Origin of the sequence: Hymenobacter rubripertinctus (assembly GCF_003583925.1) — a bacterium.
Taxonomy (GTDB): domain Bacteria; phylum Bacteroidota; class Bacteroidia; order Cytophagales; family Hymenobacteraceae; genus Hymenobacter; species Hymenobacter rubripertinctus.
Genome location: NZ_QYCN01000002.1, coordinates 12,532 through 32,220, shown reverse-complemented (window position 1 = coordinate 32,220; position 19,689 = coordinate 12,532). Strand labels below are relative to the sequence as shown.

At 63.9% G+C, this 19,689-nt stretch carries 18 protein-coding genes and 1 riboswitch; of the genes, 12 read left to right on the top strand and 6 right to left on the bottom strand.

What is annotated here, in order from left to right; translation table 11 throughout:
- Positions 1–136: 136 nt before the first annotated feature.
- Both D0T11_RS01210 and sdaAB read right to left on the bottom strand, forming a co-directional pair.
- Positions 137–1,624 (bottom strand): TolC family protein, encoded by a 1,488-nt coding sequence (locus tag D0T11_RS01210; RefSeq protein WP_182888195.1) that lies wholly within the window; start codon positions 1,622–1,624, stop codon positions 137–139.
- A gap of 198 nt (positions 1,625–1,822) precedes the next feature.
- Positions 1,823–2,503: an L-serine ammonia-lyase, iron-sulfur-dependent subunit beta gene (gene sdaAB / locus D0T11_RS01205; RefSeq protein ID WP_119653958.1), complete on the bottom strand. Its 681-nt coding sequence runs from the start codon at positions 2,501–2,503 to the stop codon at positions 1,823–1,825.
- Positions 2,504–2,720: 217 nt separating this feature from the next.
- Here sdaAB and D0T11_RS01200 point away from each other — a divergent pair, with 217 nt between their 5' ends.
- The gene (locus D0T11_RS01200; protein WP_119653957.1) at positions 2,721–3,701 is read left to right on the top strand and encodes a tryptophan 2,3-dioxygenase family protein; all 981 of its coding nucleotides are present in this window, start codon (positions 2,721–2,723) and stop codon (positions 3,699–3,701) included.
- A 58-nt stretch (positions 3,702–3,759) separates the two neighbouring features.
- Here D0T11_RS01200 and D0T11_RS01195 read toward each other — a convergent pair whose 3' ends face one another.
- Positions 3,760–4,821, bottom strand: coding sequence for a GDSL-type esterase/lipase family protein (locus D0T11_RS01195; protein ID WP_262681519.1), 1,062 nt, complete (start codon positions 4,819–4,821; stop codon positions 3,760–3,762).
- On the opposite strand from D0T11_RS01195, the gene D0T11_RS22380 reads away from it, so the two are divergent.
- From D0T11_RS22380 to D0T11_RS01185, 3 genes are all read left to right on the top strand, one after another.
- Positions 4,746–4,925: a hypothetical protein gene (locus tag D0T11_RS22380; protein ID WP_182888193.1), complete on the top strand. Its 180-nt coding sequence runs from the start codon at positions 4,746–4,748 to the stop codon at positions 4,923–4,925. The genes D0T11_RS01195 and D0T11_RS22380 overlap by 76 nt on opposite strands.
- A gap of 374 nt (positions 4,926–5,299) precedes the next feature.
- The gene (locus D0T11_RS01190; protein ID WP_119653955.1) at positions 5,300–6,712 is read left to right on the top strand and encodes an MBOAT family O-acyltransferase; all 1,413 of its coding nucleotides are present in this window, start codon (positions 5,300–5,302) and stop codon (positions 6,710–6,712) included.
- Between the two features lie 22 nt (positions 6,713–6,734).
- Positions 6,735–7,715 carry a hypothetical protein gene (locus D0T11_RS01185; RefSeq protein ID WP_119653954.1) on the top strand — a complete coding sequence of 327 codons (981 nt, stop codon included), beginning with the start codon at positions 6,735–6,737 and terminating at the stop codon, positions 7,713–7,715.
- A gap of 184 nt (positions 7,716–7,899) precedes the next feature.
- Here D0T11_RS01185 and D0T11_RS01180 read toward each other — a convergent pair whose 3' ends face one another.
- The 3 genes from D0T11_RS01180 to D0T11_RS01170 all read right to left on the bottom strand — a co-directional run bounded on the left by D0T11_RS01180 (position 7,900) and on the right by D0T11_RS01170 (position 10,751).
- Positions 7,900–8,427, bottom strand: coding sequence for a DUF2911 domain-containing protein (locus D0T11_RS01180; RefSeq protein ID WP_245990568.1), 528 nt, complete (start codon positions 8,425–8,427; stop codon positions 7,900–7,902).
- Between the two features lie 93 nt (positions 8,428–8,520).
- A complete protein-coding gene (locus D0T11_RS01175; protein ID WP_119653952.1) occupies positions 8,521–9,855 on the bottom strand; it encodes an O-antigen ligase family protein in 1,335 nt (444 codons plus the stop codon).
- 35 nt (positions 9,856–9,890) lie between these two features.
- Entirely contained in the window at positions 9,891–10,751 is an 861-nt protein-coding gene (locus D0T11_RS01170) for a class I SAM-dependent methyltransferase (protein WP_119653951.1), read from the bottom strand.
- Positions 10,752–10,931: 180 nt separating this feature from the next.
- Positions 10,932–11,137, top strand: a riboswitch (cobalamin riboswitch).
- Between the two features lie 189 nt (positions 11,138–11,326).
- Between D0T11_RS01170 and D0T11_RS01165 the strand changes: the two genes are divergently transcribed.
- From D0T11_RS01165 to D0T11_RS01130, 8 genes are all read left to right on the top strand, one after another.
- The gene (locus D0T11_RS01165; protein ID WP_119653950.1) at positions 11,327–11,749 is read left to right on the top strand and encodes an acyl-CoA thioesterase; all 423 of its coding nucleotides are present in this window, start codon (positions 11,327–11,329) and stop codon (positions 11,747–11,749) included.
- A gap of 131 nt (positions 11,750–11,880) precedes the next feature.
- Entirely contained in the window at positions 11,881–12,195 is a 315-nt protein-coding gene (locus tag D0T11_RS01160) for a hypothetical protein (protein ID WP_119653949.1), read from the top strand.
- A gap of 199 nt (positions 12,196–12,394) precedes the next feature.
- Positions 12,395–13,984, top strand: coding sequence for an NAD(P)/FAD-dependent oxidoreductase (locus D0T11_RS01155; RefSeq protein WP_119653948.1), 1,590 nt, complete (start codon positions 12,395–12,397; stop codon positions 13,982–13,984).
- Between the two features lie 459 nt (positions 13,985–14,443).
- Entirely contained in the window at positions 14,444–14,731 is a 288-nt protein-coding gene (locus D0T11_RS01150; RefSeq protein ID WP_119653947.1) for a hypothetical protein, read from the top strand.
- A gap of 314 nt (positions 14,732–15,045) precedes the next feature.
- Positions 15,046–15,873 (top strand): universal stress protein, encoded by an 828-nt coding sequence (locus D0T11_RS01145; RefSeq protein WP_182888192.1) that lies wholly within the window; start codon positions 15,046–15,048, stop codon positions 15,871–15,873.
- A 96-nt stretch (positions 15,874–15,969) separates the two neighbouring features.
- The gene (locus tag D0T11_RS01140) at positions 15,970–16,722 is read left to right on the top strand and encodes an SDR family NAD(P)-dependent oxidoreductase (protein ID WP_119653945.1); all 753 of its coding nucleotides are present in this window, start codon (positions 15,970–15,972) and stop codon (positions 16,720–16,722) included.
- A 77-nt stretch (positions 16,723–16,799) separates the two neighbouring features.
- On the top strand, positions 16,800–16,940 hold the full coding sequence (locus D0T11_RS23505) for a phosphoketolase family protein (protein WP_182888191.1): 141 nt from the start codon (positions 16,800–16,802) through the stop codon (positions 16,938–16,940).
- 115 nt (positions 16,941–17,055) lie between these two features.
- Positions 17,056–19,686, top strand: a complete 2,631-nt coding sequence (locus tag D0T11_RS01130) for a cation-translocating P-type ATPase (RefSeq protein WP_119653943.1) — start codon at positions 17,056–17,058, stop codon at positions 19,684–19,686.
- Positions 19,687–19,689 lie beyond the last annotated feature (3 nt).

Sequence of the window (19,689 nt, the reverse complement as noted above, 5' to 3'; positions counted from 1 at the left end):
AGGTGTCAGAGCTTGGGGGGCAGAGCATGGCATCGAAGGGCGAAGGGCTGGCGGCTTGACGGAAGGCGGGCACTGACGGCAGCCATATTGCCCCCGCCTGTCGTCGCCCCGGGTTCTAAAACCTACGCCCTGAGCCCTACAAAGCAATGGGCTTGCCCTGGTAGAAATCGAGCACCTTGCGGCGGAAGATGAAGCTGTACTTGGCCTGAATCATGCTCGACTCGGCGGCCGTGAGGTTATTTTTGGCAATGTTGAACTCCGTGCCATTGAGCAGGCCGTTGTTGAAGCGGATTTCGGCGTTGCTGTACGCCAGCTGCAACGACTCCACCTGGCGGCGGGAAGCCAGGTACTGGCGCTGGGCAGCCAGCGCGTCGGCGTAGGACTGCTGAATCGTCTGGCGCAGCACCAGCCGGGCCTGCTCGGAGCGCACTTCGGCCTGCTGCTGGTTGATTTTGGCGCGCTGCACGTTGGTGCGGGCCTGCAAGCCGTTGAGAAGTGGGATTTGCAGCGAGAACTGCAACGACTTTCCCAGGTTGTCCTGGAGCTGGCTGCCGAACGTGGACGACTCCGCCCCGCGGATGGCCTGCTTGGGCGAGAGGGCGAAGAAGGGCGTGGCAATGGGCAGGCCCGTGACGGGGTCGGGCGTGAAGACCGGGAAGGGAATCTGCACCGAGTCGCCGGTGGAAATGGGCCGCACGTAGAGCGAGGAGTAGCCCGTGAAAATGCTGGCCCCGAACGCCAGACGCGGATAATACGCGCCCCGGGCCAGGTCGACGCCCCGGCCGGAGCTCTGCACCCGCAGGTCGGCGGCCTTAATCTCGGGCTGCCGGGTCTGGGCCGTTTCAAACACCAGGGCCGGGTTCAGGTCGGCCAACGACTGCTCATCGGGGTCGGGCAGCTCGGGCGTGCTGATGGCCAGCGTTTCGGTGGCCGCCTCGTCGAGATTCATGTACTGGGCCAGTTGCAGCAGCGTGAGCGTGAGCTGGTTCTGGGCCGTAATCACATTGAGCTGGTCGGTAGAGAACTGGGCCTGGATGTCGAGCAGGTTGCTTTCGGCCACGGCCCCGGCCTTGAGCAGCTTCTGGGTGCGCTCCACCTGCAGCTGGGTGCTGTTGGCCCGCACCTGGTTGGTGCGCAGCAGCTCCTGGGCCAGCACGGTCTGCAAATAGGCCGAGGCCACGTTCAGCGACAGGTCGTTGCGGGCCTTTTCGATGTCGCTCAGGGCCGCCTCGTAGTCGAGGGCGTTGCGCTTGACGGTGTTGCGCAGCTGAAAGCCCGAGAACAGGGTGAGCTGGGAAGCGGCCGAGAAGTTGTTGGTGCGCGTGGTCTGGTTCTGGAACACGTTGGTCAGCGGGTTGATGCTGGTACCGTAGTTCCAGTTCTGCGTCCCGCTCAGGTTGGCCGAGGGCAACTGGGCGGCCCGGCTTTGCAGCAGCGTGGCGTCGGCCGTCTGGGCGCTCAGGCGCGCCTGTTTCACCGTCAGGTTATGCGCCAGGGCATAGTCGACGGCGGCCTGCAACGACCAGGGGCCGGCCGGCGCGGGGGCCGCCATGCTGCCGGCCGGGGGCTGGGCGGGCACCGTTTGGGCCTGGGCCGGGGCTACCACCAGCAGGCCGGAACTCATCAGTAACCAATAAAAACGCTTCATGAAGAATGATCTAGATGGCGGATACTACAACGCCGGCCGGCCGGCCGCGCCCCCGACGGAGCCCGGTGGCCGGGGCCACCAAAGGTAGCCGATGCCCCCGAAACCGCCGCCCGGCAATCAACCAACGCGCCGGCTACGGCCCTGAACCGGCCCTGAACCGGCCCTGAACCGGCCTCAGTCGAGGGCCGCGATGTAGGTAAGGCGGTGAACCCAGCGCAGCTGGCGCAGGTATTCGAGGGTGATGGGGCGCAACTCGGAGTCGATTTCGATGAACTGCCGGGCCGCGTCGTGCTTGCCCTTGCGCGAGACAAACATAGTGGCAATATTGCATTCATCGCGCGAAATAACGGAGGCAATAAAGGCAATGGAGCCCACTTCGTCGTCGGCGTCGATGATGAGCGTGTGCAGGGAAGTGGAGAAATCGGCCGGAAACCCATCCACTTCCACAATGCGGATGACGCCCCCGCCCCGGCTCTGGCCGATGACTTCCACGGCCCCGCCCGTGCGCTCGTCGCGCAGCTGGAGCCGGATAGTGTTGGGGTGCATGGTGGAGGCATTGCCCACGCCCTGAAACGAGTAGCTCAAGCCGGCCTCTTTCGCGTGGTCGAAGGCCTCGCGGATGCGCACGTCGTCGGTGTTCATGCCCAGCAGCCCGGCCACGATGGCGCGGTCGGAGCCGTGGCCCTCGTAGGTGCGGGCGAAGGAGTTGTAGAACGTGATCAGGGCGTGGGTGGGGGCGCTGCCCAGCATGCGGATGGCCGCCCGCGCAATGCGCACTACCCCGGCCGTGTGCGAGGAGCTCGGCCCGATCATCACGGGCCCAATCATGTCGAAAATACTGGATTTCTCTGCCATAGCGGGGTAAAGGTAGGATTTATGGCGAAGGGAGAGGTGAGAAGGGAGAACGGCATTCCGGGCGGAGCGGGGAATGACGCGTGCAATAACACCCCTGTCGGCTGAAGAGTTGGCGCAACGTCAGCACGCGGGATTCCTCGGCTCCGCTCGGAATGAGGTTCTCAGTTCTTACTTCTTCCCGCCCACTTCCCCATAAATCCTACCTTTACCCCCGCTTATGACGACACCCGAATCGGAATTCTCCCCGGCGGTGCTGGCCCAGCTGCGCCGCCTGCAAACCCGCTACGCCGCCGACGACCAAGACCTGGCCGCCTACCTCGAAGGGTTTTACCACACCCGCTACCTGGGCTACTGGGACTACATTCAGCTCGAAACGCTGCTGAGTCTGCAACGCCCGCTGACCACCATTCCCGACGAGCGGATCTTCATCATCTACCACCAGATTACGGAGCTCTACTTCAAGCTCTGCCTCTGCGAGTACGAGCAGCTCGGCGAGCTGGCCGCGCCCACGGTGGCGGAAGTAACGCTGCGGGTGGGGCGCATCAACCGCTACTTCGAGAACCTGATCGACTCGTTCGACGTGATGGTGGACGGCATGGACAAGCACCAGTTTCTGGAGTTCCGGCTGGCCCTGATGCCGGCCTCGGGCTTCCAGAGCGTGCAGTACCGCATGATCGAGCTGGCCAGCACCAGCCTCTCCAACCTGGTGCCCGAGGAGCAGCGCCGCCTGCTGGGCGAGGCCGCCGCCCACGACGAGCTGCTGGGCTGCATCTACTGGAAAACCGGGGCCACGGTGGTTGAAACCGGGGCCAAGGCCCTCACGCTTACCGAGTTTGAGAAGAAGTACACCGGCCTGCTCGCCGACCACGCCCGCCACTACGAGCATCGCAACCTCTGGGCTGTGGTGCAGCGCCTGCCCGCCGGCCCCGAGGGCCAGCAGCACCCGCGCCTGCTCCACCAGCTCCGTCAGCTCGACGTGAACGTGAACGTGAACTGGCCCCTGATGCACTACAAGTCGGCCGTGCGCTACCTGGAGCGCAACCCCGATGCCATTGCCGCCACCGGGGGCACCAACTGGCAGCAGTACCTGCCCCCTAAGTTCCAGCGCCGCATCTTCTACCCCCAACTCTGGACGGTCCAGGAGCTCCAGGACTGGGGCAAGGGCTGGGTGGAAAGCGTGCTGGGCAGCGCGCAGTAGCCCCCTAGGGAACCCAGTGTCCTGACTATCCCATCCAGCAACCGGCCGGCCGCAGGGCTCACCGTTTCACGAACCGGCCCCAGGCAGTCGCACTCCGGATATGGTAGACCCCGGCCGGCAACTGGCGGATATCCAGCCGCTGACCGGGCGCGAGCAGCGGCAGTATCCGCTGCCGGCCCTGCAGGTCGTATACCTGGAGGGTGCGCTGCTGGCCAGGGATGCCTTCCAGCATTAGCCAGTCGGTGGCCGGTACCGGGTACAGCGTAAGCGGCCGGCCCGGACCCGGTCCCACGCGCACTACCCCCGAAAAGGTGCGGGTTCCGTCCGTATCCAGTTGCTGCAGGCGGTAGTAGGCCACGCCCGCCGGGCGATACAACGTGTCCAGGTAAGAATAGGTGGCCCCGCTGGCCGTACTGCCCTGCCCGGGCACGAAGCCCAGCGGCCCGAACTGCCGGCCGTCCGTACTGCGTTCGGGCTGAAACCCCGCGTTGCGCACTTCCGTGGCCGTGTGCCAGTCCAGCCGCACGCCCGCCGCCACCGCTGTGGCCATAAACCGGGTCAGGCTCACGGGTAAGGGCGCAGCCAGCAGGGGGCGCAGGGCCGCGTACCAGTTAGCGGCCATCTTGGCCTCGCCGGCTGCGTTGGGGTGCGTGCCATCATAGCTGTCAGTGGCGGGCACGAAGCCCGTAAACTGATCCACCAGCACTACGGGGGACTGGCGCGTATTTTTTTGTGCGACCAGGCCGGGCAGCAGGCTGTTGTATACGCTCAGGTTGGCCGTGGCACCGGCCTGCGCATTCGGAATGACCTGGGCCACCACCACCTTCACCGCCGGGTTGGCCGCCCGCAGCACATCAATCAGTTGCCCGACTTCGTCGCGGGTACTGGTGGCACTCTGATCCTGAAATATGTCGTTGGACCCCACGTGCAGCAGCACAATATCGGGCCGCTGGGTCTGCGCCCAGCCCGGCATCTGGGCCAATAGCTGATCAGCGCGCCAGCCCCAGTGGCCTTCGTGGTCCTGATCGAAGTCGGGGTTGGGAGGTGCCCCCCCCCCTGGTGCAGGCGTTGCGAGCCCACAAAGTCTACGCTGTAACCGCCCGCCCGCAGCAGCTGCCAGAGCGCCCGCCGGTAGCTGTTGTAGTTGTTATCGGCCTGGGTAATGGAGTTGCCCACGGGCATGATGCGCACGGCCTGCGCCGCCCCGCTGCTCGTCGTCAGTAACCCGGCCAGCCCGGCCAGCCAGCTTGTATGCAGTTGTGGTAGCCTCATGTACGTGGAGCGAAAGTACCCGATGCCACGGCGGACGAAGTGAACAAGCCCTGCGCATGGGGACGTGAAATTTGTTTACACAATATAATTATTTTCATTATGAATATGTGTTTTTTAAGCATATATTTGATAAAAGCACCTCAAAGCATCGTTTGCCTTAACCTGATCATTGTGCAAACGCCTGTCTCTTTCCGGCCGCTTCCGCTACCCTGACCCGACATCTGCCGGAGTGGGCGCGACCAAGGCCCGCCACCTGGCTTCGTTGACGAGTACACCGGCCCCGCTGACGTAGGGCACGGCCTCCTGATGCCTATCCGGTTTATCCTATGCTGTTTAATTCCTTCGAATTCCTCGTCTTTTTCGTGGTCGTGACGGTGCTTTACTACCTGTTGCCACACCGCTACCGCTGGTTGCTGCTGCTGCTGGCCAGCTGCGGTTTCTACATGGCCTTCATTCCGGTCTATATCCTGATTCTGCTGCTCACCATCGGCATAGACTACGTGGCCGGTATTCAGATTGAGCAGGCCGCCGGCCGCCGGCGCAAGCAGTTTCTGGTGCTGAGCCTGGTGGCCAACCTGGGCGTGCTGGCGTTTTTCAAGTATTACAATTTCTTCACCGATAACATCAACGCGCTACTCGACGGGCTGCACGTGGTCCGCTACGAGCTGCCTTACCTGTATATTATTCTGCCCATCGGCCTCTCGTTTCACACGTTTCAGGCCATGAGCTACACCATTGAGGTGTACCGGGGCAACTACCCGGCCGAGCGGCACCTGGGCATTTACGCCCTGTACGTGATGTTCTACCCGCAACTGGTGGCCGGTCCCATTGAGCGGCCCCAGAACGTGCTGCCCCAGTTTCACGAGGAAAAACACTTCAACTTCGATCAGGTCGTCATCGGGCTGCAGCGCATGCTCTGGGGCCTGTTCAAGAAAGTGGTGATTGGCGACGTGCTGGCCGAGTACGTCAACTCGGTGTACAATAATTACGAGATGCACTCCAGCCTCTCGCTCTGGCTGGCCACCTACGCCTTCGCCGGGCAGATCTACTGCGACTTTTCGGGCTATTCCGACATGGCCCTGGGCTCGGCGCAGGTGATGGGCTTCAAGCTGATGGAGAACTTCCGCATGCCCTATTTTGCCAAGAGCGTGACCGAGTTCTGGCGGCGCTGGCACATGTCCCTCTCCACCTGGCTGCGCGACTACCTGTACGTGTCGTTGGGCGGTAGCCGGCTGGGCCAGCTGCTGACCTACCGCAACCTGCTGCTGACGATGCTACTGGGCGGCCTCTGGCACGGGGCATCCTGGAACTTCGTTATCTGGGGCGGCCTCAACGGACTGTACCTGAGCACGGAAAAGCTGCTGGGCGTGCAGGTAGACCGGCCGATGAGCTGGGCCGGGCGCGTGGGGCGCGTCGCCCTCACCTTTCACCTGATCTGCCTGACGTGGGTGTTTTTCCGGGCCACTACCCTGGAGCAGGCCCTCTACATCACGCGTCACCTGATCGAGCCCGTGCGGGAAGTGGCCCTGACGACCGACTGGGGGATGGTAGCCACCTTTGGCGTGCGCGTGGGGCTGCTGCTGCTGGTTGAATTCGCGTGGCTGCGCCGCCACCGCTTCCAGGAGTTGAGCCCGGCCTACGGCTGGGGTCGCCCGCTGGCCGTGGCCCTGACCCTGACGCTGCTGATTCTGACCTTTGGGGTGGCTACGGGCGACCAGTTCATCTACTTCCAGTTTTAACGCCGGCCCGCCGACTGCTGCCATGAAAAAGTTTGGCTTCTTCTTTCTGCTGTTTTCCACCCTGCTGCTGGCACTGGACCAGGGCGGAGCCTGGGTGCTGGACCGCTTGCACGAGCGGGTAGTGCTGGGCCAGCGCGACGGGCTGCTCATTACCTATCTGCGCCTGCCGGATCTGCCCCAGCTGGTCGTGCTGGGCAACTCGCGCACGGCCGTCAACGTGTGCCCCGACAGCCTGCCCGGTGCCTTCAGTCTGGCCCACAACGGCACTACCCAGGTATTTCAGACCGGCCTGCTAAGTGTGCTGCACCAGCAGCAGCGCCTGCCCCCGGCCATCCTGCTGCACATCGACCTGGATGAGTACATCCGCCCCACCCGGGCCGAAGACATTCACCTGCTCAAATACTACTACGGGCAGGCTCCGCTGGTAACGGCCTACAGCCGGGAAGCCTCGTGGCTCGAACCGCTCAAGCAGTGCTTCGGCCTCTACCGGCACAACGGCCGGATTCCGGGGTTGCTGCGCAACTGGTACATGCAGCGGCGGCACCCGGATCAGCCGCTCAACCAGGGCTACGAGCCCTCGGTGCCGGCGGCAGCCGACAGTCTGCGCACGGCCTACTCGCTGGCTAAGCTCAACGCGGAGTCCGGCCAGCTCAACCGGGGCCACCTGCGCTACCTGCAGGATTTCGTGCAGCTCTGCCAGCAGCAGAACGTCCGCCTGATTTGCTTTACCAACAGCTACTACCAGCAGCCCCACCACGTTGCGGCCGCCGGCCGCCTGGTCGATTCACTGCTACAGCGCGCGCAGGTGCCCTACCTGAATTACGCCAGTCAACCCATTGCGGAACTGTCCCACAACATCGGCTACTGGCGCGACGCGACGCACCTGAACACGCGCGGCATTCCGCTTAACAGCCAAGTACTGGCCCGCCAGGTTAGCGACCTGCTTCCGCCAACCGGCCTGCGTGCGGAAATACCTACCCTTGACGACATAGCGAAGCCCTGACACCGGTGCTACGGCCTGCCCTCTTTCTCTCCCTGTTCTTGCTAACGATGTCTCGCGGCCTTAGCAATGCCACCCGCCGCAGCTTAGCACCCCAAAGAGCTCCTCGCGCACTCCCTGCACCTGCTGAAAAACGGTTCCGGCAGCAGCCGGCAGCCGGTCCCATCCTTTTCGATGCTCTCCCGCCCTACTGGACCTCAAACGCGACCTGCGTATTTTCCCAGGCCATGAGCACCTGGCCGGTGGGGCTGGCGGAAATGGTAAACTGCTCCAGGCGCGGGGTGCGGGCGGTGGGCCGGGCCTGCACCCGGAGCGTATCCTGGGCAGCCTGGTACTCGTAGGCCCCCCACTGGGTGGCCGTGTTGTTGAAGATAATGGTCCACTCCTTTTCCGTCGGGATGGTGAACAGGGCGTACTTGCCGGCCGGCAGGGGCTGGCCCTGCACCGTTACGGCCCGGTCGACGGCAAAGGTGGTGGCCTCGTTGGCCCCCGTGCGCCACACCTGCCCGTAGGGCACCAATCCGCCGAATACCTTACGGTCCTTGGCCGAAGGGCGGCTGTAGCGAATGGTGAGGTGCGCCCCGCCGGGCACGGTAGTGGAAACGGTGGCGGGCGGACTGGGCCGGGCGGCCCGTTCTTCGGCGGGCGGGGCCTGCTCGGAGCAAGCGCTCAGCTGAAACCCGAGGGCGAGCAGGAGCAGGAGAGAAAATCGCACGGAAGCAGAGCGGGTACACGTAACGGGCATAGAAAGCGGGGTGATGCTGGGCGGAGCCCCCAAAACCGGAGCGGTAACGGGCAGCCGCAATAACTATACCTCAAGTTCGCCAATAGGTTGCTCGCCGCCGCCGAGGCTCGTGGCGGCGGCGGCTTGTGGCCGGGTCACCAGCTCATCGGTTTCGGCAGCTACCACCAGAAACCCGTACCCGAACACGAACAGGTTCAGGCTGATTTGCAGGCTCAGAATGTCGGTTACCAGCATAGTGGTGGCCTGGGTGAAGATGAACACCAGCACGTAGGGGTTGCGGCGGGCAGCCGGCCGGACCAGGGGGCCGAAGAGCAGGGCCAGCCACAGGGCCAACCCCACTAGCCCACCTCCCACCAACGTGCTCAGGTATTGATTGTGCACGTTGATGCGGTTTTCCGGCCGCAGTCCAAAGTCGCGCCAGCCGTATTGGTCGAGCATGGCGGCGTGGGCATCGGCGGGGCCTACGCCCAGCAGCCAGTGCTGCTCAATGACGGCCCGGGCCGTGGCAACGGCCGCCAGCCGGCGGGCCAGCGAATACTCATTAATATCGCCGCCCCGGGTGTACTGGCGGACATCGTAGATGGTCGCGCTCACCCGCTGCTGCACCGAGCCCAGGGTGTGGTAAGCCAGCCAGGGCACGAGCACCAGCCCCCCGAGGGCCAGCAAGCCCAGGGCCAGGTGGCGGCCAACCAGCAAGTGCCCGACATAGGCCAGCAGCCCCGCATAGAGCACCAGCAGCCCCGTGCGGTAGGCCAGCACGTGCAGCGTGAGCCCGATGCCCAGGGCCGCCGCCAGCAATGCCCCCCGCAGCACTCGCCCGGCCAGCGCACTGCGCCGCAGCAACAGGCCCCAGAAGAAAGCCTGAGCCAGCATAATGCCGAAGGCAACGTGAAACGTGCCGGTAACGGCCTGCATGTTCTGCCCGACGCGGATGGCCTCGTTGGCAGCGGGGGCAGTGCGCAGGTACTGGCCCGTGGTGGCCAGGCCCACGGCGGCCACGCCCAGCACGAACAGCGCCCCAACGGCCAGCCGCTGCCGGCCGCTCAGGGGCACGGCCAGGGTAAAGGCCAACGGCACGCCCAGCCACGTCAGGCTCCGGAACAGCTCGTGCCGCCAAGTGGCCCATTCGCTGGTATAGAACCCGCTCAGCAGCAGAAACCCCACGAGGGCCGCCGCCCGCAGCGCCGCCCCGTTGCGCCGGTACCGGGCAGCGGCCGGGCGCAGTGCCGGGTTGGCCGCTACCGCCAGCACGCCCACCAGCGGGCTCAGCGCAATCAGGGCCCGAAACGCCAGCAGCCCCGCCACCCCCGCCCCGCAGGCCAGCCACAGCAAGTGCTGCGACAACCGCCCCGAACGGTAATACCGGCCACTGGAAAAGAGCTCAAGCACCTGCTGCATGACGCGAAATCTGCTAAGTAAGTCCGGACGGCTGGTTAGGTGCGCGCGGTTTCCAGGGCGAGCTTGCCCGTCAGCAGCTGCACCGCGTCGGAGGTTTCCAGCTGTTTTTCGTATTCCACGATGAGGTGGCCGCCCGTGAGCACGGTCAGGCTTTGGTTGAGCTGGGCCAGCTCGGCGTAGGTGGCGGGCCGGCGGGCCGAGGGAGTGCCCTTCTTCAGGCCCCGCCGCCGGGCCAGCCCGCCCGCCAGCCGCATCCACGGGTAGTAGAAGGGCAGCAGCAGCAACGAGGTGTAGTTGACGCGCGTGGGGTGCACCTCCACGATACCCAGCCCCGACAGGGCCGCCAGCGCCCGTTGCCTGGTCAGGTTGGCGAAGAAAATATGGCCCAGGTACACGTCGTCGATGACGCGGGCATTTTCCGCCGCCCACACCGAATCGACTTCGTTGGGCGGCATCAGCTTGTAGCCTTCGCTTTCCAGCAGCAAATAGCTCAGGCGGGTGCGCAGGTTGGAATAGTTGGGCGTGGTGATGATGGCCCGCCCCCCCGGCCGCAGCACCCGGTTCAGCTCCTGAAACAGGTGCAGCTGATTGGGCATGTGCTCGATGCCTTCCTGGCAGATCACCACGTCGAAGCTGGCATCGGCGAAGGGCAGCGTTCCGTTCAGGTTGGCTTTTATGCACGGAATGGTCGGGTAGCGGAAGAACTCCGGGTACAGGTCCGAGGCCGTAACCCGGGCCCCGAGCTCCAGCAGCAGCTGGGCCGTATCGCCATTGCCGGCGGGCACGTCCAGCACCTGCTTGCCGGCCAGGCTGGCCTGCCGCCGCCGCAGCAAATCGCTCACTAATTGCTTGATATCCTTGCTACCTGAGAAATAAGGCCGGGAAATACGAATCATTCGGTGAAGCAATAAGCTGGTGAAAACGGGAAACTTGTCCGCGCAAATTTAGGCGCATTGTCCTGATACTTGCTCGGCAGCCGGAATCGGGGCAGTCCGGGGCGGCAACGGCCGGCAGCCCCGGTTCCGGCAATAAGGCCAATTCGTCCTACCTTCGCCCCGTTCTTCGTCTGTTTTTCCATTCAGACGCGAGCGGCAGGTGGCCTTGCTTTCGGGTGGGGCCTGAAAAGGGAACCGGGTGCAACTCCCGGACAGACGCGCTACTGTGAGGACCGGCCGCTACGGCGGCTACGGCTCCCCCACGTTGCCCATTGCCCGCTTTGGCGGGTGAGAAGGGCGGGGGGCCGGGTCCGAGTCAGGAAACCTGCCCGCCGCTTTCGACCAAGGAGGCTACCCCGCGACCCGGGTGCCTTGCTGAGTGCCGCGGCGGGCCGAAGCTGGTTCCGCCCGGCCGGGCTGCCACTACCGGCGGGGCCGGGCGCGGGGCACGCAGCAGGGATATCCGGCAAGGGGCAGGCTCCGGCAAACAGACCGGGAAAGTCGCTTTTTCCACCCTTTCTTCCCCCCTTTCCACCATGCCAACCCTCGACGAAAAAATCAGCCGGGCCGAAACCCGCATTTTCAAGGCCGTTTTCCCCAACACCACCAACCACTACGACACCCTGTTCGGGGGCACCACCCTGCACCTCATGGACGAGGTTGCCTTCATTACGGCCACCCGCTTCAGCCGCCTCAAAATGGTGACCGTATCCTCCGACAAAGTCGATTTCACCCACCCCATTCCCGGCGGCACGCTCGTGGAGCTGATCGGGCGGGTGGAGCACGTGGGGCGCACCAGCCTGAAGGTGCGGGTGGAGCTGTTCGTGGAGCAGATGTACTCCGAAGACCGCCACCGGGCCGTGTCGGGCCTGTTTACGTTCGTGGCCATCGATGAGCACAAAAGGCCCGTGCGGATCCTGGACCCGGAAATATTCCCGGCCACCACCGTCGAACCGTAATAATCTGACTATCTTTTGCCTATACTATCATTGCCTGGCTGAAACAAGACTTTTCCGGGTCTTAGCTGAACTTTATCCGAACCCGGCGGGGTTTAGCAATCCATTCGCTCATTTTCTCACCTTACGGCCCTATGGCTCCCGACCAGTACTACCCCTCCGATATGAACACGCGCCTGGAAGAGTCGTTCCGGGCGGCCGATGAGGCCCGGGAGGACCTCTCCGACTCGGTGACCAACTCGGTAGCCGCCAACTGCGACCTGCTTCACCACGGGCTCATCAGTTCGCAGGGGTTTGAGGTGACCACCGAAATGTACCGTCACCTGCTCAGTCGGCTGCTGCGCCACCCCTCCGGCGAAGTTCGCGCCCAGGCCCTGGCCCTGTTCAACGAGAGCATGGAGCAGTTCTGGCCCAAACGCCGGCCCGACGCGCCTTCAGCCAACGGGTAAACCTGCGAGTTTCTCCTTTCTGAACCTCCTCCGGGGACGGGTCGCCAACTGGCCGCCTGCCCCCGGAGGAGGTTTTTGCTGAGGCCCGGACGAGTTCGGGCAGCGTTTTTCCGGGGTCGGACTCCCGCCGGAGCCGGGCGGGGGCGTATCTTTGCCCCGCGTAAAAGGATAACTCCCTTTCCCTTGCTTTCCCCATCTTATGTCCCTCTCCCCTCCTACTGCGGCCCAGGAAATTGAGCTGCTGCTGCCCCCCGAACAGGCCTACGACGAGCTGGCCCGCTACGAAGCCCTGCTGGCCGCCGCCGGCTTGCGCCCCGGGCAGGCCGATTTCGTGCACCTGCGCAAACGCTCGGTCGATGCCCGGGGCCGCCAGCCGCTGGTACGCCTGCGGGCCGACATCTACCGCCAGCCGCCGCCGGCCGAGCTGTTCGGGCCCTGGTTCACATTCCCCGATGTGCGCCAGGCCACCCGGACGGTGCTGATTGTGGGCGCCGGGCCGGCGGGGCTGTTCGCGGCGCTGCGGGCCATTGAGCTGGGCATCCGGCCGATTGTGGTGGAGCGCGGTAAGGACGTGCGCACCCGCCGCCGCGACCTGGCGGCCATCAACAAGGAGCACCTCGTCAACCCCGATTCCAACTACTGCTTCGGCGAGGGCGGGGCCGGCACGTATTCCGATGGCAAGCTCTACACCCGGGCCACCAAGCGCGGCGACGTGCAGCGCATTCTGCGGTTGCTGGTGCAGCACGGCGCCACGCCCGATATTCTGGTGGATGCCCACCCCCACATCGGCACCAACAAGCTGCCGGCCGTGGTGGCCGCCCTGCGCGACTCGGTGCGGGAGGCCGGCGGGCAGGTACTGTTTGAAACGCGGGTAGATGACCTGCTCATCACCGAAAACCGCCTGCGCGGCGTGGTAACGGCCACCGGCGAGGAGCTGACGGCCGATGCCGTGATTCTGGCCACCGGCCACTCGGCCCGCGACATCTACGAGCTGCTGCACCGCCGGGGCGTGCTCATCGAGGCCAAACCCTTCGCGCTGGGCGTGCGCGTCGAGCACCCCCAGCAGCTCATCGACCAGGCCCAGTACCGCCGCCCCGACCGCGGCCCGCTGCCGGCCGCCTCCTACGCCCTGGTGCACCAGACGCAGGTAGGCAATGAGCAGCGGGGCGTGTTTTCGTTCTGCATGTGCCCGGGCGGCTTTATTGTGCCCGCCGCCACGGCCCCCGGCGAGGTGGTGGTCAACGGCATGAGCCCCAGCCGCCGCGACTCGCGCTTCGCCAACTCGGGAATCGTGGCTGCCGTGGAGCTAACTGATATGGATGTGCGCCAGCATGGCGCCCTGGCCGGATTGCGCCTCCAGCAGCAAATCGAGCAGCGCGCCTGCCAGCTGGCCGGCAACTCCCAAAAGGCCCCGGCCCAGCTGCTGGGCGACTTCCTGAATGGCAAAACCTCCGGCCAGCTGCTGGAAACCAGCTACCAGCCCGGCCTCGTGTCGGTGCCAATGGACGAGGTGCTGGGCACGAACCTGGCTGAGCGGCTGCGCCAAGGCTTCCAGAACTTCGGCCGTAAAATCCCGGGCTATGCCACGAACGTGGCCCAAATCGTGGGCGTGGAAAGCCGTACCTCCTCGCCCGTGCGCATTCCCCGCGACCGGGACACGCTGGAGCACCCGGTGCTGCGGGGCCTATTCCCGTGCGGCGAGGGCGCGGGCTACGCCGGCGGCATCGTGTCGGCCGCCATGGACGGCGAGCGGTGCGCCGAAGCCGTGCGGGCCGTTGTGGGGGCTTAGCGGCCACACCCTCAACTTGGCGACATCCGCCCTCATAATCCCTACAACCCACTTTTCTGATGCTGTGCCTGCTGCCCACTGACTCTGATAAAACCCGGTTTTTTGCGGCAGGATTTTAGGGGTAGTGAGGCAGCAAAAATTCGTCATTCCTTGTCTAGGTTCTATCTCTTAACATAAGATTAGTTCTCCGACCCGCCTCGAAAAAGTGGTGGTTTCGGCCCTACGGAACGGCACTAGGCTGACGTGGTACTTTGGCGGGGGACTAGGCTCAATCTTGAGAGTTTACGAAACTCATCCCTTCGGTGCATTTCGTAAACGTTGAATCGTAGACGAGTTTCTTAAACTCGCCCCGCTCTGTTGGGGCCAACTGGCCACCAGGTACCGAGCAGCTGCGAGGTGTTCACGGAAAGGAGGGTATGTTTAAGCCTTCGGAATCCTCGTCCGGCTAATGGTTTCAACATGCCTACCCGCTATACGCTCGCTTGGTTTAAAGAAGAGATGGCGCCCCAATTAACCGGGTGCTCGCTGGTCTATCGCTCCTGCGGGGAAGGCGATTTTGGCTACTTAGAACGGGTCGAAGTCGAATCCGAAACCCTGCTAGGCACCCTCGATTTCTGGAGTCATGAGTGGCTCGACTTACACCTGATTGACCGAGCAGCAGTTGAGGAACGGCTCAACCTTTTTTTGAGCCCCAACCAAGAAGCCGAAAAAGAACAAGCTTTCATTGCCTTTCTCTCGTTGCTGTAAGGCCCCGCTACCTCGTTCAAGAAAAGGGTACCAAGGTAAACGCGCGCTGTTCAGAATTCCGAGCAGTATTTTTCAGGACAAGACAATGGTGAGTCGGGGAGAAAGTGGGCCGCAGGGAGGAGTTGCCGACAGCACCCGGACTGAAAGGCGGGCTTCGAGAAATCAGCAAGGAGCGGAGACACAAGAGCGTATGCCCTCCGCGCTGCCGACTTCCTGACGAAAGTCATGGCGGGGGCTTGATATTGAACATGGCAGTTATCGCTCGCCTCCCGGTACTTTACCCCCACTGTTACCTCTGCTCCAAACATCGCCCGATGACGACGCCTTCGCTACTGATTTTGACCGATTTTTTCCGGGCCGCCGACCAGGCCCTGGCATACGCCACCAACCTAGCCAAACCCCTCGGGGCCCGGCTGGTGCTGCTACACGTGCGCCGCGACTCGCTGCTCGACCCGGAAATGTTCACCGGCCAGCTCTCGAACCTGAGCAAGGAAGCCACGGCGCTGGCCTTGAGCCGGGTAGCCGATGATTTGGCTGTGCCGATGACGGTTGAGATTGGGCACGGCCGGGTGGCCTTCGCCGTGGCCGATGTCGTGAGCCGCCACCACCCGCTGCTGATAGTGCTGGGCCGGCCCGACTACTCGGCCACGCCCGACGAGCTGGTCCAAACCACTGCCCTCGACATCCTGCGCACGGCCCCGTATCCGATGCTGATTGTGCCGCATACTGTCAGCAGCCCTGCCCTGCCGCGGCGCGTGCTGCTGGCGGTTGATGGGGAGGATTTCACCATCGGCCCCCACGCCGGGGCCATGCGCCACCTGACGCGCACGCTGGGCGTGGAGCTAACCGTGCTCCACGTGGCGCCGGATGCCGCCACCGACGTTTCGGAGGAAGAGGTGCTGAATTCGGTGCGGCGCACGGGACTGGGCGTTGATTTGCCGGTTCCCATGCGCTTCCGCCGCACGGTGGCGGCCCGGCCGGCCGACGGTATTCTGCACGCTGCCCAGGCCGGCGACACGGACTTACTGGTAATGCTGGCGCGGCCTCGCAGCTTCTGGGGGAAACTGTTTGGCCGTAGTGTAACGGCTGAAGTATTGCTCGCTAGCACGGTGCCCGTGCTGGTGCTGCCCACCCTAGCCTAAAACTACTCGCGACACCCTGTTATCAGTAGCCAGCTGAACGCATACCTGTTGGGCAACTGAGTTGATTACTAATATCCTTACCGACAAGAAAAACCGATGAACAACGATTTGCAAGGGAAAACTGCACTAATTACTGGGGGTGCCTCCGGCATTGGCCAGGCCGTGTCCCTGCTCTATGGGCAATACGGGGCTAACGTCATGGTGTCGGACATCAACGAAACCCAGGGCCGGCAGGTAGCCGCCCGGATTGAGGCTGCCGGGGGAAAGGCCCGGTTTTTCCGGGCCGATGTGGGCGACCCGGTCCAGTGCCAGCAGTTGGTGCAGGCAACCGTAGCCGCGTTTGGCACGCTCGACGTGGCCTGCAACAACGCGGGCATCACGGGCGAACTGAGCCTGACGGCGGACTATTCGCTCGAAGGCTGGCAGCAGATTATCAACGTAAACCTGAACAGCGTATTCTTCTGCCTCAAATATGAGCTGGAAGTAATGCTGAAACAGGGTAGCGGTTCGATTATCAATATGTCGTCTATTCTGGGGCAGGTGGGCACGCCCACACTGGCGGGCTACGTTACGGCCAAGCATGGCGTAGTAGGCCTCACCAAAACGGCCGCCATGGAGTATGCCGCGCAAGGCATCCGCATCAATGCGGTAGGCCCAGCCTATATTGATACGCCGCTGTTAGGGGCTTTTTCGGCCGAAACCAAGCAGGGGCTGGTGGACCTGCACCCCATCGGCCGGCTGGGCCGGGCCGAGGAAGTGGCCGAGCTGGTTATCTGGCTTAGTTCCGCTAAGTCTTCGTTCGTGACCGGTTCATATTACCCGGTTGATGGGGGATACCTGGCCCGTTAATTCTTTCTCCCTGGCACGGCCCTTAGGCCCTCCGTAGAAACTGGAGCCGTCGGCCGATAACTGGGCTGCCAGACTGCGTGCAGGAAGGCAGCGAACCGGGCTACTCGCTGAGCCACGCTTTCGGGGCCGTGTTTGACAACTTCGATTTGATCGTAGCCTGCGGAAATAGCCTGAAGAAGACACGCAGTAGCTGGCCGATGCTTTCAGCCCATTGTTGAACCATCACCAGCAACGATGCATGAAGCGCCTGCCTCGTGCTACAAGCTTATGCGCCTGCTCTCCTAATTCCGAACAACATAAGTCGCTAGCCATCAGCTAAAAGCTAACCAACCAATGGACTGTCACTTAACCCCGGTGGCCGACGTAGCCGCTGCGCTGACGACTTCACCGGCCGGGCTCGACGCGACCACGGCCGGCCAGCGCCTGGCCGAGCACGGCCCCAACCAGCTGGCCGATTCCCGGCAGAAAACCATCTGGCAGCTGGTGTTGCACCAGGTGTCCGACGTGATGATTCTGGTGTTGCTGGCCGCTGCCGGGGTGGCCGTGCTCATTGGCGAGGCCAAGTCGGCCTACGTCATTCTGGCCATTGTGGGGCTCAACGGCATCATCGGGTTCGTGCAGGAGTACCGGGCCGACAAGGCGATGGAGGCCCTGCAAAAAATGGCCGCCAGCCACGCCCTGGTGCTCCGCGACGGCCAACCGCGGCAGGTACTCGCCGCCGAGCTGGTGCCCGGCGACGTGGTGCTGCTCGAAGCCGGCAACGTGCTGCCGGCCGATGTGCGCTTTGTGGAAACTCACGCCCTGAAAGTAGACGAGTCGTCGCTGACCGGCGAATCGGGCGACGTGCAGAAAACACCCGGTACGCTGCCGCCCGGCGACTATCCGCTCGGCGACCGGGTCAACCTGGGCTACAAGGGCACCTCCGTTACCAACGGACGGGCCACGGCCTACGTGGTGGCGACGGGCATGCAAACTGAGCTGGGCAAGATTGCCGCCCTCATTCAGACGGCCGAAGTGGTGACACCGCTGCAAAAGCGGCTGGGCACGCTGGGCAAGCACCTCTCGGTGGTAGTGCTGGGGCTGGCGACCCTGTTTTTTGGGGTGGGTTGGCTGCGGGGTGAGCCCTGGGAGAACCTGCTGCTGGTATCCATCTCGCTGGCCATTGCGGCGCTGCCCGAGGCCCTGCCGGCGCTGGTCACCATTTCGCTGGCGCTGGGGGCCGGCCGGCTCATGAAAAGCCACGCGTTGATGCGCAAGCTGCCGGCCGTAGAAACGCTGGGCTCGGTTACCTACATCTGCACCGATAAAACCGGCACCCTCACCCGCAACCAGATGACGGTGGACGACCTCTACGAAGTGCCGGTGGTAACGCTGCCCGGGCTCGCCGACCGCAACGCCCTACTTACGGCCTTAGCCCTGAACACCGACGCCACGTGCGGCCCCGAGAACAACTGGCTGGGCGAATCGACCGAAGTAGCACTGGCCAGGTACGCGGCTAGCAAAGAATACGCCCGCCCCGCGCTCGAAAAGCAGTTTCCGCGCCTGGCCGAGCTGCCGTTCGATTCGGAGCGCCGGTGCATGAGCACGCTGCACCAAACCCCGCAGGGCGTGCTGGTATTGACAAAAGGAGCCGCCGGCTCGCTGTTCGGGCAGCTCGCCGACAGCCAGCAGGCCAGCGTGGCCGACCTGCGGCGGCGCGTGGATGCGCGAGCCGCCCAGGGCTATCGGGTGCTGGCCTACGGGGCCAAAATACTGCCCGAGCTGCCCCCCGACCTCACCCCCGCCGCCGTGGAAACCGGCCTCACTTTCCTCGGCTTTGCCAGCCTGATGGACCCACCCCGCGAGGAGGCCCGTCAGGCCGTGGCCGAGTGCCAGACCGCCGGCATTATTCCCGTCATGATTACCGGCGACCACAAGCTCACGGCGAAGGCTATTGCCGAAAAGCTGGGCATTATTTCCTCTCAGGAAGAGCTGGTGCTAACTGGCCCCGAGCTAACGGCGCTGGATGAGCCGGCCTTTGCCGCGGTGGTAGAAAAAGTGCGGGTGTACGCCCGCGTCGACCCAGCCCAGAAGCTGCGCATCATCCGCGCTTTGCAGGCCCGCCACCAGTTCGTGGCCATGACGGGCGACGGGGTGAACGACGCGCCGGCTCTCAAAAACGCCGATATCGGCATTGCGATGGGGATCAACGGCACCGAGGTGGCCAAGGAGGCCGCGGCCATGATTCTGCTCGACGACAACTTTGCCACCATCGTGGAGGCCGTACGGCACGGGCGGCGCATCTACGACAACATCCTCAAGTTTATCCGCTACATTCTGACAGGCAATATGGGGGAAATAACCGCCCTGTTTTGCGCGCCGCTTTTCGGTTTACCCGTGCCGCTGTTAGCCATCCACATCCTGTGGATTAACCTGATAACCGACGCGCTGCCGGGCCTGGCGCTGGCTTACGAGCCGGCGGAGAAGAGCACCATGCAGCGCCCGCCCATCGACCCACGCCAGACCATTTTCGGGGGCGGACTGGGCTGGTTTATCCTGGGTATTGGGCTGCTGGTGGGCGGCCTCACCATGGGCATGCAGGCCTGGTCCATCGGGCAGGGCCTGCCGCACTGGCAGACGATGACGTTCACCGTGCTCTGCTTCAGTCAGCTGGGCTTGGCGCTGGCTATTCGCTCGGGCCGCGAATCCATTTTCAGCCTCGGGTTGCTCTCCAACAAGGCCATGCTGGGGGCTGTGGTCCTGACGGTGGGGCTGCACGTGCTCATCATCTACGTGCCCTTGGGCAACGCCATCTTCAGTACCCAACCGCTTACCGTGGCCGAGCTGGGTATTACCGCCGCCGTGGCCAGCGTGGTGTTCTGGGTGGTGGAAATCCAGAAGCTTATCATCCGGCGGCGGATGGTGGCCGTGGAGCCACAACCGCGGGCGTCAAGCGCATCCGTAGCACCCAGTCGTGCTACCTGAGTT